Here is a 14,659-nt window from a genome sequence, read left to right as displayed (position 1 = left end):
CCAGCCTCTTGTATTAACCAGATCTTTAACTGCTCGTTAGCATCGTTTAAGCTTCTAAACTGGCGCAGTGGAACAAAGCGGTTTTTAAGGTACTTAACCCCGGATTCAACTCGGCCTTTTTTCTGGGGATCATACGGAGGACATGGGGAAATAATAAAACCATAGCCTGAGGCGCACTCCCCATATGCCTTTTGAACACAAGGGTTGTGGTAACAAGCCTTCGTAATCGCACACTTCGCATTATCTATAATTATTTTTTCTGGAACACCGTTAAACCATTCAAAGGCACGACGATGGCAGGCAAGCCATGTCTCAACATCCTGATGTAAGACCATTTCTGCATACATATGACGGCTCCAAGAGAGCACCATCACAAAGATCCAGGTCTTCTGTTCTTCTCCTTTGCCATCGATAACTTTAGGTCCTTGCCCAAAGTCAACCTGTGCTGACTCGCCCGGTTTAAATTCTAATATCGTGGTGACTGCTCGTTGTTTTTCCTTGTAAGACTTGATATAGCGTTGAACAACGCTATAACTACTTTTAAAACCATGCTCTCGTTGCAAATGAGCGTAGATGGTGCTGGCCTGAACGCCCTGTCTGGTCCATTCTTCAATCTTCACCCGGTATGGCTGTATACTCAAAAAGCTATTAGCACTGCTCTTTTCAAAAAATAACGCCAGCTCCTGTTCAGAGGGTATTGGCTTATCTTTTTCTAACCAACCTTGCTCAATTGCAATATCACGCACCTTCCTAAGCGTTTTTCTATCGGCAAGTTTGTCTCGGGACAGCCCTCTAAGCGTAGCACCTTCACGCAATTGGCTAATGATAATGATATATTCATGCATCTCAAATCTCCGGTTTGCCATCCTTTTCCCTATTTATGAATAAACAGAGAAAAATTATGCTCATTTTTAACCAAAATTTGATAGGTGGGGTGGTCCCTTTAGCTGCTGACAGCCTGGTCCCTTTAAGTGATGACTAGGTGGTCCCATTAAGTGCTAATGGGGTGGTCCCTTTAGGTGATGACAAAGTGGTCCGATTAGGGTGCTGAATGACAGCTTTTATTTTTCATAGCCATATCCATCGTTATTAATTGACAGAATAACGTAATTGGCCGACCGATAGAATTGACGCTTTTTTAGATAGGCGCCAGTGACTCCAGCGTAATTAATGCTTAATATGCTATTTGTGTTAACGGTACCAGTTTTATTCAATGTTTTTAAAATAATGCCCATCGCATCATAAGTATATGCCGCCAATACAGTGGGTTTCTCATGGTATTTTTGAGTATAAGTTTTTTCAAATTTAGATAAAGCATCACTGGGTTGTATAAAATCTAAATTGCGAATGAAATGAGAACGAATAACCTTATCATTTAACCGCATAAAAAAAGTTTGACTTACGGATGATCCAAAATTTTCGGTGCCAATAAATATAGTATCATGGTCATTCATAACATTAGCAATTTTTGCCGAGGCGATTGCACCTGATAATAAAAAAACGTATTGATATTTCTTTTTATTCAAAAATTTCTTTATTTTCCCTTCTATGTCATTGTCATTTTCGAGGAAATCAAAAGTTGCATATTTGATGTGGTCTTTTTTTAGGGCAGATGAATACACTTCTTTATACTTTAGCATCTCATCACGATTGATTTCCGTAATTAGCAATATGTCGTCTATATTTTTATAGTGGTCATGCAAGTAGCTCAGCATTTTTTCGACTTGATAATCATAGCTAGGCATAAAGATGAAAATATTTTTAGGTAATTGATCTGCATCGGTGGTGCTGGCGTAGGACGTAAAAATAGGTATTGTATCGTTTTTCTGTTCTTTTATAGCCAACAGCAAATCGGAAAGATATTCAAATCCAATTATGGCAGAGCAGCCATCGTCTACCATTTGATTATATATATGTATTGGCTCTAGTGGTCTGTTATTATAAAAATAACTCTTAATTTTTACTTTGTTAGGTAGATCGCTCTTATTTTTGGCAAGATATGCAGCATTTAGAAAAGATTGCCCATATGATTTTAAGTTTTCTACAATCCTGCCGGTCAAACATATTTTTATTTGAGATTGGGCCTTAACAGTAGGGCATAATAATATGGAAAATAGCAAAATGAAGGCTTTAGGTCTATTTAATAAATTCATTTAGAAGCTCACTAAAACGATCATTCTCTTCTAGATGTGGATAGTGAGAAGATTTATAGAACGTTGTAATCCCATGATCTTTTGACATTGCTACTTCATGTCCATTCATGACAAAATCATGAAAACCATTTATCCATAATTTAAAGATTTCAAGCTCATTTATATTAACAGAGAAGTTCGATTCGCTTGAGTAAAGATCTTGCCTTATACTAATAAATGTTTTTGTATCCAATGGTAAATTAATACGCTTTTGAACCTCTTGAACTAAATTATAATACTCTAAATTAGCCCAATATAAATAAGGCCTGTCTTTATTCTCTTGGAAAATTGGAGTTAATTGTTCTGATATTTTCCAGAGCTTATTAAGGTCAATGTCATCAATTTCATTAAATATTTTGTTGTACAGGTCAACATTGCTTTTTTTCAAATAAGATAGGTCAAGCATTAAATTATTCAAGCGAGGTGTCAGTATTGATTTCGCAGTAGAAATAAAAACACCAGGAATGGTGGATTCAAAACGTTTATAGTAATCAAAAAGTAGTTTTGCACCATAGCTATGTCCAATTAAAGCACAAATATTAAGATTACAATGATCAGTGAGGTGTAAAACTATTTTTTGCAAATCGTCTGTATTATCCTGATGCAGTATATGCCCAGGAAGCTTATTAGATTTCCCACAATTTCGCTGATCATACAAAATAATATTGTATTGCAGGGAATTAAATAAATTATGGTGCTCAATAAGATACTCTATGATTCCACAGTTAAGTCCAGGCCCACCATGAATAAAAAGAACATAAGGCAGATTAGGATTTTTGGTAAATCTGGTTATATAAAATTCAGGGTTGGGTAAAATATATTTATTGTAAGCTTTCATTAGTAATTATTTTCTCGAAAAACTCTGCGGATCCAAACAATTGGGGCAGCAAATTTAATGGCAGTATTTTTTATTTCTTTCTTCACTAACGCGGTGTGCTCATTTAAACAAACCAAGTCATATCGTGCTGGCTCTTCACCGCGTTTTAAAATCCTCACAAATATTTCATCGTTATCTGCAATAATAATACACTCTTTTCCAATGGCATTCTCAATATTGCTGACTATTATACCGCCAACGTAATTTCCAGGGTATAAGAAGGGGGCCATGCCATCATCTTTTATCACAGTATCAATAGAGTGCTGTAGTTCTCTGAATAGTAATAATTCTTTGGCAATGTGACTTTCATCGCCCTCTTGGATATCTAAGTCTTTTGTTATCGGTGTGGCATTTCTACCGATGCCATGCATTAACCATGACTCGGTGCAATAAATATTTAATTCTTTAGCTCGTTTTACAATTTTTATAGCGCCTTGTTGGGATAAACCACCTCCCCAAGCCAATTCCCACCCCTTTAGTGACTGAGCAGTAATATTGGAGTCACGACAGAATTCCTCTCGTGCAAGAGACAGCAGATGTTCACGAATGAATCTTATTCTTTTTCCACGAGCCTCAGGAGATGACACTTTGTTTATTGCAGAATTGCTCATATTTCAATAATTCAGTCAGGTGTATGTTTATTCTATGATATACCAAAATGGTTAATAAATCCTCGTAAAAATTAACCTATACATCAATATAAAAAACATGAAAATACAATAAGTTAATGTCGTATGGTTGTTTTAATAATATATAATTAACTATTGTGGTTAAAAATAAATTGTAATTTTAACCGTTAACGGTTACTCTTATTCTAGGTTAAAGCATATTGATCATCGGGATGTAACGAAGGGTAAAACCACCTGACGGTTGTATGTATGCCTTTGGATTTGGAGCAGTAATGATGTTTTTAGGTCTGCCATATTACGTTGGAGTTAGTCTTGATTGTCATATAAATCCAATAGAACAATTTGTTTAATTTATTGAGCCAATCAAATAACAATTAATGGATATTTAAAAGATGTGTAATGAAACTTCAATTATAAATAAACTACAAGCAGTCGTTAGCTTCAATAAAGCCAAATTAGATATAGAGCGCCCATTTATTGGATTCCCTTATGGTCCTGCATTATTAATTAAGTCTCTTATTAACTTAGCAGATCCAACAACGGGTATCGTTTATGATGTCTCATACCATGAGCTTGCTAAGCTGATTGAAATTAAACCCGCACCAGGAAGAAAAGAAAGTGGTACGCCATCCAAACAAACTATTCGCAATTACATCAAATCAATTGAGAAGGAATGTGGGGAATATTTTAAAGTGGTTTCCGAAGGTCAATCCCTCAAATTCCTTTTCCCTGAACTACCTAAAATTTTTAGTAAAATCTTCGAAAACACGGAAATTAACATACTGTCAAACTCAGCAAAGGCCCAAGAAAACATTGATGAAAATAGGGTTTTTGATGAGGAACTTAACACGGAACTTAACATAGAATTTAACATACCTAATCCATCTGAAAAGAAGTTATTTATTAATATAAATAACAATACAAACAACAATAACTTAGGCCAGACAATTGGGGATAAAAATTTAAAACAACCCATATCCCCAAATTTCTACCCTAGCCCAAAAACAATTGCACGAGCAATTGCATCAGGCTACAGATTTGCGACTGACGCAAATATCATCCAGGAATTTATTGACAAAAATACGGCATGGGGAAGTACTTTTGCTGACTTCAACCCAATTTACTTAAGTTTTCTTGCTAAACATGCCGAACGTAAACAACAAGAGTCAGTGATATCAAAAACTCAGACAAGGAGTAAAGACAATGAGCGTGCATCCCCTAAAGTCAATTCTTATGACGCAGCCTTGGAAGAAGTCCGAAGAAACAACCAGAATGCCTGCAAACCTTCAACAGAAGAGTTATTCCCAACCTCAAAAGTCATCGTTACCGAGCTTGAGCACTCATCACGTTTCGTGGCTATGGGTGGAATTAACCAAGATTTACGGCCATCTGTTTCTTACTAAATGTGGCCCAAAAGACAATGGCACCTGGTTTGATGCATTAAAAGGCTTAACGCCTAAAGCACTGGAGAGTGGAATGGACAGATTAAGAAATTTATCGGGAAATGGGAAATTTACAGAATATCCACCCAATTGCCTACAATTTAAAGCGCTATGCATGGCTTTTTACGATGATTTAGGCCTGCCGAAGCCGTTAATTGCTTACAGGGAAATTAAGAACAGTGTCTACAAAACCATTTTAAGCTGGAGCCATCCGTTGACTGAGTTCATAGCTAAAAAACTACCCGATGATTTTTTCAAGATTGAACAAGAAAGTGTGGCCTACGGTTTGTTTAAAGAAATTTATGAGCAAGTATCCCAATTGGTTCAACAAGGCCATGAGATCCCAAAAATTCAAGCACCACAGAGAATCAGGCCAACCCGAAGTCCTGAAGTGGCAAGAGCTTACTTAAGTCAAATCAAACAACACATAGGAGCGTAACTCAATGAGAACCTTGACTGAAGATTTACTGACCATGCTACAACAATGCGCCAACAAGCTTTTATTAGCGTATGACGAAACTCTTCGTCCTGAGGTTTGGGAGGCTTTTGAAAAAACAGCGGATGCCTGCGAAACCCTGGCGTTTCAACATCATTCAAATCCATCAATGACTATTCATTAATAAAAAAAGGAAAAAACACATGTTAATTTTAACCAGAAGAATAGGAGAGGCGTTGATGATTGGTGACGATGTCAATATCACCGTCTTAGGCGTTAAAGGCAATCAAGTGCGCATGGGCATTAATGCACCAATATCAATTCCCGTACATCGTGAAGAAATTTATCTTAAAGTAAAAAAAGAGGAAGAGCAGGGTGTTTTTAATATAAAGCCGGTACATGTTAACGATAATGCCAATAAGACCCATTAATTAATAAAAATGCCGTGGACTAATAACAATAATATTTAAAGGAATAATGATGAGTGTAACAAGAGCAGGACTTAAGACAGCAATCCAATATACTGTAATAGCAGGTGCTGTATCGACATTAATAGGCTGTGCTGCGACCCAAACCGCACTGGAGCACCACACTTTAGAGGCAAATACTAAATTAAGTAAAACCATTTTTCTCGATCCCGTTGCGCCGTCACAAAAAACGGTGTTTGTCTCCGTCAAAAACACCTCAGAAGAGAGCTTGGCGATTGAGAAACCGCTGGCCCAGGCATTAACTGAGCGTGGCTATCGGGTTGTTACTAATCCCTCACAAGCCCATTACATGATTCAGGCCAATATCCTGAAAGTTGGGAAAATGAGTCGCTCTGCCTCTCAAAATGCTCTGGGCGGTGGTTATGGCTCGGCCTTAGCAGGAGCAGCTACTGGTGCTGCCATTGGTTCTTTTGGAAATTCTAACACCATGCTGGGCGGTGGAATTGCAGGGGGGCTTGTAGGATTGGCTGCTGATTCCTTAGTAAAAGACGTCAATTACACCGTAGTAACGGACGTTCAAATTTCTGAACGCGTAGGAAAAGGGGTAACGGTGCAGGAGCATTTTAATTCTGCTCTTGAAAACGGGACCGCATCAGGCACGTATCAAACATCCAGCAAACAAACCAATTACCAGCGTTATCGGACTCGTGTGGTGTCTAATGCCGATAAAGTGAATTTGTCCTTTAAAGACGCAAGACCTGCTTTAGAGCAAGGATTAGTGAGGACCTTATCAGGCATTTTCTAATCTAAATCCAATGGACTGCCAATGCGCTTAAGTATTGGCAGATAAAAAATCAATGAAATTAAAAATTGCGCTTTTTGAAGCGTGATGGGGGATTTTTAACCGTGAAAACAGTAAATCAGTTAAAAACAGCAACCAGTATCGTGTTTTTTTGCCTGTGCGCCCACACGGTGAGTGCTGCCAATGTTACCCAGGTGAATCGCTACGCAACCGTTGAGAATAAGCCGTTAACCTCACAAATTAACCCCTTACTTACCGTGCAACAAATCCATTTCCCTCAACAAATCCACACAGTAGGTGAAGCACTGACTCATTGGATTCACTATTCAGGATACGCCCTGGTTGATGAGAAGGTGCAAAGTCAGGCGCTTAAAGACATCATGAATCAACCACTACCGCAAGTGGTGAGAAATCTCGGGCCATTGACGGTACAGGATGGATTAGAAGTTCTGGTGGGACAGCAAGTATTTTCCCTGATTCAAGACCCGCTGCATCGCCAGGTTAATTTTAAATTAAAACCACAATACGCCAAAGCACAAACTCATTCTCAAGGAAAAAAAGCATGAACAACAACGCCATCAAACAATTAAAAAATCTTTTGATTCTACCCACTCGCAAAGGAGTGTTTTTTGTGGGCTTAATGCTGGCAATGGGTACGTCCACCTTGCTGGGTTTGGCAACCACTCGAAATGAGCCATCTTTAACACAAGACACCGCTACAGACACTCTGGTCGTTTCACGCTTAAACGAGCTGCAGTCTCAATTAAAAACCTTGGGCGAAACGGTTAATAAACCCCTGCCAGAGGTTAATTTTGATGCCATCACCCAACAAATAGCGCAGTTATCAACTCGACTCGACCAGCTTCGAGAAGTCGACAGCAAACAATTGACTGAGACTCTAAGTTATACCCAAAACACCTTAGGGCAAGAGCTTCGTTCCATCAAAGAGGTAGTAACTCACCTGGATGATAAAAAATCCCCCGTCAAATATGTACCCATAAAGAGTCTGCCATTTTCTGTCGTGAGTATTGACAGCATTCAACAAGTCCCTGTTGCCAGTGTTGCTTATGACTACAAAACCATTCCCCTGGAAAAAGGCGATGCGCTCGCGGGATGGAAAGTGGTGAGCGTGGATTATGGCAAACAACGCCTTGAATTAGAAAATGCACGCTCTGAGCGAGTACTTATAACTCATGAGCATATAGGTTAGGGAAGGGGTGAGCCATGTCTAAAAAATCACTGATGTTTAGCCTCATGATCTTAAGTGCACATGCACATGCTGATTTAACCATTCCAGGGATCGCGATGCATCACAACAATTCCAAAACCTTGGCCTTAACCGATAAAACGCTGGCCAAAACGGGTCTTTCAGTGAATGAAGACGACATCACGGCAGAGCAAGACATGAACACCTTAAAACTCACCCCAATGCAGCTCCATGAAGCAAGAGTTTGGGGATTAACTGAAGAGGAAGAAAAACGCTACGTGTTTTTAATGCAAAATCGCAGTGCGGTTTATTATAAAGGATTAAGGCAAACCCCTGTGGATGTCTTGGGTATTAATGCAAAAAGTGAGGCGGAGCGCGCCCATTTTGCCTTACTTTCAGCGCGCCATGAAGCCCAAAAGGTATCCAAAAACATCGCATGGAATAACGCGTTTTACAAAGCCTACAATCAATTATTTGCCAATGTACCTGTTGTGGGTGAGTTTGATGCATCCCCTTATTCGCCAGTTGCCTATAAACCGATACGTCTTAATGAAGGCGATACTTTATTTCTATTCATCAAAACAGATGACGCAATCAAAACAGTCCTTTTAACCTTAATGGAAGCAATTAATGCAAGTCCTAATACACGATTGCATTTGATGCTCATGGGGATGGATGACCGTGCGGTTCAGGTGTGGGCAAACCTTAATCAAATTCCACGGGAATTAGTAAGTAATGGAACCATTACCCTAAATCACGGTGAATTAAGTTTTGACGCACTGAACGCTCCTAAAAAAACCACGCCTTTATTGCTGTTGGCCAGAGGCGGCGCTTCAAGCGTTGTTGATTTGGGAGTGTTTTAACATGCGAACCCTGTTTTTTTTCATCTCCTGGAGTCTCATTGCAGCCTGTTATGCGCTGAAAGTGATAGCCATTGAAGCACCCGTTATTGATGCAACTCCCTATTTAGAGGCAGGTCAGGTTCCCTCAAAACAAGAAGGAGCACAAACTGAATCAGAAGAATTTCCATTACCAGTAACCAGCCGTATAAATCCCGGAACCGTGAACACACATACCATTAAAAACAGCCGCTTGTCACACGCTCTTTTTGTAGTAGGCGATGATGCACGTTCCCGCGCCTGGTTAAAAGCACATGCCTTGCAATTACAAAAGAGCAGGGCATTGGGACTTGTTACTAATGTGGCCACATCGCACGCGCTGCATGAGTTAACGCAATTGGCAGGCCTACCCCTACAGGCAGTGGATGTCGATGAATTAGCTTCTTTGCTGGAGGTGCATCACTACCCCTTTGCCTATGATTCGGGGGTTGTATGGCAGTAGCAAGCAAACAAAGACCTGTTAAAAAATCATCCTGGCTTAAACGAGCAGTGGTGAGCTGGGTGTGTGTCGCCTTTCTTGGATGGATGGTTTTAATGGCCTGGGCATTATGGTCTTGGGTTCATGTAGGCTTTGAATCAACTGCTAACGCCATTAAAGCGCTGTCCCTAAAACAAGCAGTGGTTGTTAGTGAATTTAGCGACGCCTCATTCACTACCTGGTTAAGCCAAAGGGTTACCCCAGACCTTCGCACTCATTCGGCGAGCACTTTGATCAAAGCACAAGATGTAGGGGGTAGGCTTGCTCAAATGGCACAAGAGCAAATGGATGCGGTGATTCATCCAGACTCAATGTCCATAGCACCGGAATTAACACAAACCTTCAATGAGTTTTGGTTAAAGGCACAACAAACTCGGCTTTTATTAAGAATAACGGGCCATTTATTACTGGTTAAAGGTGCCATTTTAGTTGCATCCATTCCGCTGTTTTTATTGGCCATTAGCGCAGGACTTGTGGACGGATTAAATCAACGAGCCATTCGTACCGCATCGCTAGGACGCGAATCAACCTATGTCTTTCATAAATCCATTCCTTTGGCGCGACGCGCCTTGTTTTGGGTCTTGGTTCTATGGCTTGCCATCCCGCATGCCTTATCACCAACGCCAGTTTTTGTGAGTTTAAGCGTGTTGCTCGCTGTATTGGTGAGCGTGACCTCCAGTCGATTTAAAAAATATTTATAAGGAGATGTGATGAAAAAAACACTGTTTGGATTGGGATTAATGCTCTTAAGTGCTGTGAGTTTCAGCAATCAGGCGGAGCTTAATAAAACCTTAGTGCGGGTGATTAATCAAATTAACGCCACGCTGCCCTTATTAGCCGAGGCAGAAGAAGAAATTGAGCCTAATTCCCGCATTCAATTACATATAAATGCCTTTGAAGGCAGTGATAAAAAGACCCATCCAGGGGTTCGCGAGGATTTAGTGGCCATTCGCAATGCTTTGATTGACTACATCAATAAGCCTGCCATTGAGCCTAAAACCGTTAAGCCACTCGCATTTGATTTTGTGGGGAACTAGCGATGAGAGAACAACTTGCGGGTGACTTTGCCAAAGCATTTAACGAAGCAGGAGGGCAACAGGCCTTAACTTATAGCGGGCTGATTCGCTTCGTGGCGTTAATGTTCGTGATTTTAGCCATTCTTTGGTCGATTGTGCATTTTATGAGTGAGGAGGCGAAAGCTTCAGAAGTATTCATGGTGGCTCTAGGCTCAAGAACCGTACGTTTGCTCATAGGCCTCACCTTATTTATCGGTTTATTAACAACAAAAGGAAGTTAGACATGATGCACCTATCAAGAACAATAAATCGCTGGGCACTAAGTGCCAGCCTCGCCCTGGTCAATTTAAGCTACGCACCAGCCCTATGGGCTGATAGTGGTTGGTTTCCTAAGGTTGCGGCATCTGATGACATGACTCAGGGCAATAAGAGCGCCATGACCGTCTTATCTAATGTGGTGAGACAGGGATTGATGATTTTGTTATTCATCGTCTCGGTGGTGATGTTCACCAAATTTATATCCACGATCTCGCATGGCATTGAGGAAGCTAAAAAACATGAAGGCGGCTCGCTTGCAGTATTTGCTAATTTTGCAGTGATGGGGATTGTCTATCTGACCATCAGTATTGCAACGGGCTATTTAGGGTACACCGTCATCGATAAATTTAAACTCTAAGGATACAACATGACTACCCCATCAAGCCGTCATTTATCCCATGATTTTCCAGCATTTAAGGGGCTGACTTTGCGTGAACTGATGGTTCTTGTGGCCATTACCACCGGAGTTATGACTCTGATGCTCACCTTCATTGGCGTTTTTTTCGGTTTTCCAGGAGCGTTTGCTTGTTTGGGTTTAGTGCTCGGCTTCATTGTCGGGGTAAGCCTCATGCCTAAACCGATTTCGAGATTAAAGGCGGGCAAACCACACGGATATTTAATGAAAAAAATAAGAATAAAACTGGCCAGATGGGGCTTGGTGCGACCACCTTATCTAGCCCATCGCGGTCTTTGGCATACCTCAAAACGATTAGGAGCCCGTCGTGTTTAATTACTGGAACAAAATTGATGCACTCAATCAAGTGAATCGCGTGCTGTTCACTTTTATTATTATTTTAGTGCTTTTGGTTGCAGGACTCATTGGCGCCTTGAGCACAGCCCCTAAGAAACTGGAGTTTTGGCTGGCGCCCAACATGGTGGCTAATGGGGGATTAATGAAAGCCGGGGAGGTGCCTGATGAATACGTGCATGGGTTTGTCACCTCATTAGTCCCGCCCCTAAATTCCTGGTCTCAAATGGGGAAAGAGGAATTTGCAACCAACCTGAAGGGCTTTCATTACTATTTCACTCCTCGCCATCAAGAGCTTGTGACGCAGACGTTTAACGCCTACCAACAGGCACAACTCTTTAATCGAGCACAGGTGGCAAGCCTTTATCGTTTTTTAGAGCCAGGAGATGTAAAACGACTAAGCAACAACACCTGGGAGGTGCATGTGGTCTTGCGCATTACCCAGAGGCTAAACGACAAAAGCCCCATGGTGATTGCAGACAAAGTAGTGGATTACCACCTGCGAGTAGTCAAGGTGAGCCTATCCAAATTACTCAACCCCTTTCAATTGGCTCTTGATGGATACACCAAGCCCGAACGCTTAGTCAAAGACTTACTAAGCCAGGAACGTACAGGAGATGAACATGAACTTTAAACGATGGATACTCTTAATGATGCTGTGTATCAGCACGGTGCACGCCGAGATTCAACCCACGCAACATGTAGTGTGGGATAAAACGCCAATCCATATCACGCTGCCATTGAACCAGGAGCGCCTCATTAGATTTCCCTTGGCCATCAGCATTGTGGATTCTGAGCTCGACAAAGACATAGGCCTGATGAAAATCCAAGACGCATTGTACTTGAATGCCAAAGAGCCCTTTACCAATAAACGATTGGTCGTGCAATTAATGCCTGAGGGCGAGCCCATTGTGTTAAGTCTTTCGGCAAACAAGGAGGCCACGGATGCAGCACCCATTGAAGTCCTAATGGCATCAGATGGCGAGGACTCTACCGCCCCAGAGCCGGACGAGGAGCCGTCAAAAATCAGCAAAACGCCTGAAGTAAATCCGGTGTTATTAACCCGGTTTGCCATTCAATCGCTGTATGCTCCAGAGCGTTTGTTAGTAACCCCTCCCGGGGTGGCGCGCACGGCGATGCGCACCCATAAAAACATCACCCTGGTTTATGGGGCCAGTATTTTAGCAAGACCCCTGATTTCCTGGCAGGGTGGGGACTTGTATGTGACAGCCATTGAATTAAAAAACGAGCTAAAAAAAAGAGTGGTACTCGATCCGCATCATTTAATAGGCAACTGGCAAACAGCAACCTTTTTCCCAACCAATACTCTAGAGCCTCGTGGCGCTGCCGACACCACCACTGTTTTTGTGGTGTCTGACCGACCCTTTGGCGAGGCTTTATCTCAGACTCAGGAGTTTGTCCGATGAAAAAGAACTTAGGCCTTAAAGTATTAACAGGGGTTGTGGTTGGTGTGGTGGCTTTGGTTTTAACCAACTCCGGGAACAGTGGGGAGTCCGTTACACCGGAGAACAAAACCAATCCTAATAACATCAATGAAGCCATCGCCAGTCAGTTTAATGACAATATTCGTGATGTCTCAGCGCGCTTGGTACAGACCGAACAAAAGATGCACGCCATCGAAGTACAAAATAAAACACTAAGTGAACGCAATGCAGCGCTCATTGCATCTAAAGAAGAAGGTGGGGTGGTGGTTCGCCAAGAGCTTCCCCCTGAAGTAGCTCAAACAATAGAAGAGCTGAAAAAGGAGCTGGTCCAATTAAAAGAATCACGAACGTCTGCGGACAATGCTGCGGGCTACCCCGTAGGGCAACTCGCTCAAAATGAAGCGCCTCATGCAATGGGTGGCGTCACTGACATTGATGCACAGCTCATGAAACGTCCTTTAAGTGAACAGGAGGTGCGCTATTGGAATAAGTTCAATGAAAGAAGAAAGCGCATTCAAAAAACACTGACTCGCAAAGTTAAGAAGAAAATCCCCAATCAGGATGATAAAAAACAAAGCATTCCTTATTACACCATTCCTGCAGGAAGTGACCTAGGCAATACGACCTTGTTATCCGCATTAATCGGTGAAGTGCCCATTGACGGCAAGCTGATGCAACCGTTATTCCCCTTCAGCGCCATCATCAGCCGCGGGGATTTAATGGCCTCTAATGGCGTAGCCCTTCCTCCTGATATTTCAGGGATGAAAGTCAGTGGCTACGCAATCGGCGTGGGCTCCTTTTTAGATAATATTTCCTGCGCCAGAGCTTATGTCACCTCCGTGCTCTTCACTTTTCAAGACGGTCATTTTGTGGTGGTTGGTAAAGAGCAGATGACCAACTCGGTTGATTTAGTCAATAACGAAAGTCTTGGCTATTTAACTACTGCTTACGGTAATCCCTGCATTCACGGTAAATACTACACCAACGCCCCAAGAGTCCTTACCGCCATGCTGGCTGCGGGTGGTATGGAAGGGGCTGGCAATGCTTTATCCCAATGGCAAATGACTTATTTTGCAGGACCCAACGGCGCAACTGCTGCACCTACTGGCTCTTTTGCCCCCTATGCTGCCGGTGGTGCTCTGGCGCAAGGCTCTGTTAAAGCTGCTGATTGGCTTGAAAAGCGCATTCAAGGCAGTTTTGACATGGTGTTTGTACCTGCCAGTGTCCCGTATCGGATGGGGAATCAAACGCATTATCGTCCTAACCGGATGTCTCTTCATTTCACTCAAACCATTCAACTCGACAAAGAACCCAAAGGGAGGGTATTAGATTATGGTCACTTACAACACTATACGCATGATTTTAGTCTCAAGTAGTTTGCTGTTGCTGAGCTCTTGTGCCAAATCAGTCGCCTCAGGAACCATTCCAGAGGAGGGACTTACTGTGAGCCAGATTTACAACCAAAGTGTGGCGACTTCCGCTCCTTCCTGGACTGCACCGCGTTATAAACGCACCGCGAATGGCCAAATGGCGGTGAACTACCAGGGTGAAACACGAACCGCGGCTAATGAAACCAAAGCTTTATTTAAAGCTTTGGATAATCCGGCTATCCCTATTTACATCTACCCGCACGTTGCCCTCATTGGCGATGAGCAGTTAGTAAAACCAGGGTTCACCACCGAATTTTTTCTCTATAAGCAAAATCAGTTTGCGCTGGCCAGTGAGCGCTATTAATTAAGGGG

Annotated in this window: 22 protein-coding genes; 18 read left to right on the top strand and 4 right to left on the bottom strand. The window is 42.0% G+C overall.

Annotated elements, in window-relative coordinates; translation table 11 throughout:
• From istA to Lwal_RS08285, 4 genes are all read right to left on the bottom strand, one after another.
• Positions 1-845: IS21 family transposase (gene istA / locus Lwal_RS08300; protein ID WP_193787222.1), on the bottom strand; the 845-nt coding region annotated here is incomplete at its 3' end.
• A 216-nt stretch (positions 846-1,061) separates the two neighbouring features.
• On the bottom strand, positions 1,062-2,153 hold the full coding sequence (locus Lwal_RS08295; RefSeq protein WP_058480353.1) for an ABC transporter substrate-binding protein: 1,092 nt from the start codon (positions 2,151-2,153) through the stop codon (positions 1,062-1,064).
• Complete coding sequence (locus tag Lwal_RS08290; protein ID WP_058480352.1) at positions 2,137-3,030, bottom strand: alpha/beta fold hydrolase; 894 nt, start codon at positions 3,028-3,030, stop codon at positions 2,137-2,139. The genes Lwal_RS08295 and Lwal_RS08290 overlap by 17 nt, the downstream gene beginning before the upstream one ends.
• Entirely contained in the window at positions 3,030-3,680 is a 651-nt protein-coding gene (locus Lwal_RS08285) for a hypothetical protein (RefSeq protein ID WP_058480351.1), read from the bottom strand. The genes Lwal_RS08290 and Lwal_RS08285 overlap by 1 nt, the downstream gene beginning before the upstream one ends.
• 410 nt (positions 3,681-4,090) lie before the next feature.
• Between Lwal_RS08285 and Lwal_RS08280 the strand changes: the two genes are divergently transcribed.
• From Lwal_RS08280 to Lwal_RS08200, 18 genes are all read left to right on the top strand, one after another.
• Positions 4,091-5,101: a hypothetical protein gene (locus Lwal_RS08280; protein WP_058480350.1), complete on the top strand. Its 1,011-nt coding sequence runs from the start codon at positions 4,091-4,093 to the stop codon at positions 5,099-5,101.
• A gap of 73 nt (positions 5,102-5,174) precedes the next feature.
• Positions 5,175-5,579 (top strand): hypothetical protein, encoded by a 405-nt coding sequence (locus tag Lwal_RS08275; protein ID WP_231951004.1) that lies wholly within the window; start codon positions 5,175-5,177, stop codon positions 5,577-5,579.
• Between the two features lie 4 nt (positions 5,580-5,583).
• Positions 5,584-5,760 (top strand): hypothetical protein, encoded by a 177-nt coding sequence (locus tag Lwal_RS17370; protein ID WP_157066276.1) that lies wholly within the window; start codon positions 5,584-5,586, stop codon positions 5,758-5,760.
• Between the two features lie 19 nt (positions 5,761-5,779).
• Positions 5,780-6,007 carry a carbon storage regulator CsrA gene (gene csrA / locus Lwal_RS08270; protein WP_058480349.1) on the top strand — a complete coding sequence of 76 codons (228 nt, stop codon included), beginning with the start codon at positions 5,780-5,782 and terminating at the stop codon, positions 6,005-6,007.
• A gap of 49 nt (positions 6,008-6,056) precedes the next feature.
• Positions 6,057-6,809: a complement resistance protein TraT gene (locus Lwal_RS08265; protein ID WP_058480348.1), complete on the top strand. Its 753-nt coding sequence runs from the start codon at positions 6,057-6,059 to the stop codon at positions 6,807-6,809.
• Positions 6,810-6,910: 101 nt separating this feature from the next.
• Positions 6,911-7,372, top strand: a complete 462-nt coding sequence (pilL2, locus tag Lwal_RS08260; RefSeq protein WP_058480396.1) for a PFGI-1 class ICE element type IV pilus protein PilL2 — start codon at positions 6,911-6,913, stop codon at positions 7,370-7,372.
• Entirely contained in the window at positions 7,369-8,016 is a 648-nt protein-coding gene (locus Lwal_RS08255) for a hypothetical protein (protein ID WP_058480347.1), read from the top strand. Before pilL2 ends, Lwal_RS08255 begins: the two co-directional genes overlap by 4 nt.
• A 14-nt stretch (positions 8,017-8,030) precedes the next feature.
• Positions 8,031-8,876: a TIGR03759 family integrating conjugative element protein gene (locus Lwal_RS08250; RefSeq protein ID WP_058480346.1), complete on the top strand. Its 846-nt coding sequence runs from the start codon at positions 8,031-8,033 to the stop codon at positions 8,874-8,876.
• Position 8,877: 1 nt separating this feature from the next.
• Complete coding sequence (locus Lwal_RS08245; RefSeq protein WP_058480345.1) at positions 8,878-9,354, top strand: PFL_4695 family integrating conjugative element protein; 477 nt, start codon at positions 8,878-8,880, stop codon at positions 9,352-9,354.
• Entirely contained in the window at positions 9,345-10,091 is a 747-nt protein-coding gene (locus Lwal_RS08240) for an IncC plasmid conjugative DNA transfer DtrJ family protein (RefSeq protein WP_058480344.1), read from the top strand. The genes Lwal_RS08245 and Lwal_RS08240 overlap by 10 nt, the downstream gene beginning before the upstream one ends.
• A gap of 39 nt (positions 10,092-10,130) precedes the next feature.
• A complete protein-coding gene (locus tag Lwal_RS08235) occupies positions 10,131-10,427 on the top strand; it encodes a hypothetical protein (protein ID WP_370529218.1) in 297 nt (98 codons plus the stop codon).
• 2 nt (positions 10,428-10,429) lie between these two features.
• A complete protein-coding gene (locus Lwal_RS08230) occupies positions 10,430-10,687 on the top strand; it encodes a hypothetical protein (RefSeq protein WP_058480343.1) in 258 nt (85 codons plus the stop codon).
• A 2-nt stretch (positions 10,688-10,689) separates the two neighbouring features.
• On the top strand, positions 10,690-11,082 hold the full coding sequence (locus Lwal_RS08225) for a hypothetical protein (protein ID WP_058480342.1): 393 nt from the start codon (positions 10,690-10,692) through the stop codon (positions 11,080-11,082).
• Between the two features lie 9 nt (positions 11,083-11,091).
• Entirely contained in the window at positions 11,092-11,454 is a 363-nt protein-coding gene (locus Lwal_RS08220; RefSeq protein ID WP_058480341.1) for a TIGR03750 family conjugal transfer protein, read from the top strand.
• Positions 11,447-12,106, top strand: coding sequence for a DUF2895 family protein (locus tag Lwal_RS08215; protein WP_058480340.1), 660 nt, complete (start codon positions 11,447-11,449; stop codon positions 12,104-12,106). The genes Lwal_RS08220 and Lwal_RS08215 overlap by 8 nt, the downstream gene beginning before the upstream one ends.
• Positions 12,096-12,899 (top strand): TIGR03749 family integrating conjugative element protein, encoded by an 804-nt coding sequence (locus Lwal_RS08210; RefSeq protein WP_058480339.1) that lies wholly within the window; start codon positions 12,096-12,098, stop codon positions 12,897-12,899. Before Lwal_RS08215 ends, Lwal_RS08210 begins: the two co-directional genes overlap by 11 nt.
• Positions 12,896-14,293, top strand: coding sequence for a TIGR03752 family integrating conjugative element protein (locus Lwal_RS08205; RefSeq protein ID WP_058480338.1), 1,398 nt, complete (start codon positions 12,896-12,898; stop codon positions 14,291-14,293). Before Lwal_RS08210 ends, Lwal_RS08205 begins: the two co-directional genes overlap by 4 nt.
• Entirely contained in the window at positions 14,250-14,651 is a 402-nt protein-coding gene (locus Lwal_RS08200; RefSeq protein WP_028383820.1) for a TIGR03751 family conjugal transfer lipoprotein, read from the top strand. Before Lwal_RS08205 ends, Lwal_RS08200 begins: the two co-directional genes overlap by 44 nt.
• Positions 14,652-14,659: the final 8 nt, after the last annotated feature.

Source organism: Legionella waltersii, from assembly GCF_001468085.1.
GTDB classification, from domain to species: Bacteria; Pseudomonadota; Gammaproteobacteria; order Legionellales; family Legionellaceae; genus Legionella; species Legionella waltersii.
This window is presented reverse-complemented; position numbering and strand designations above follow the sequence as displayed.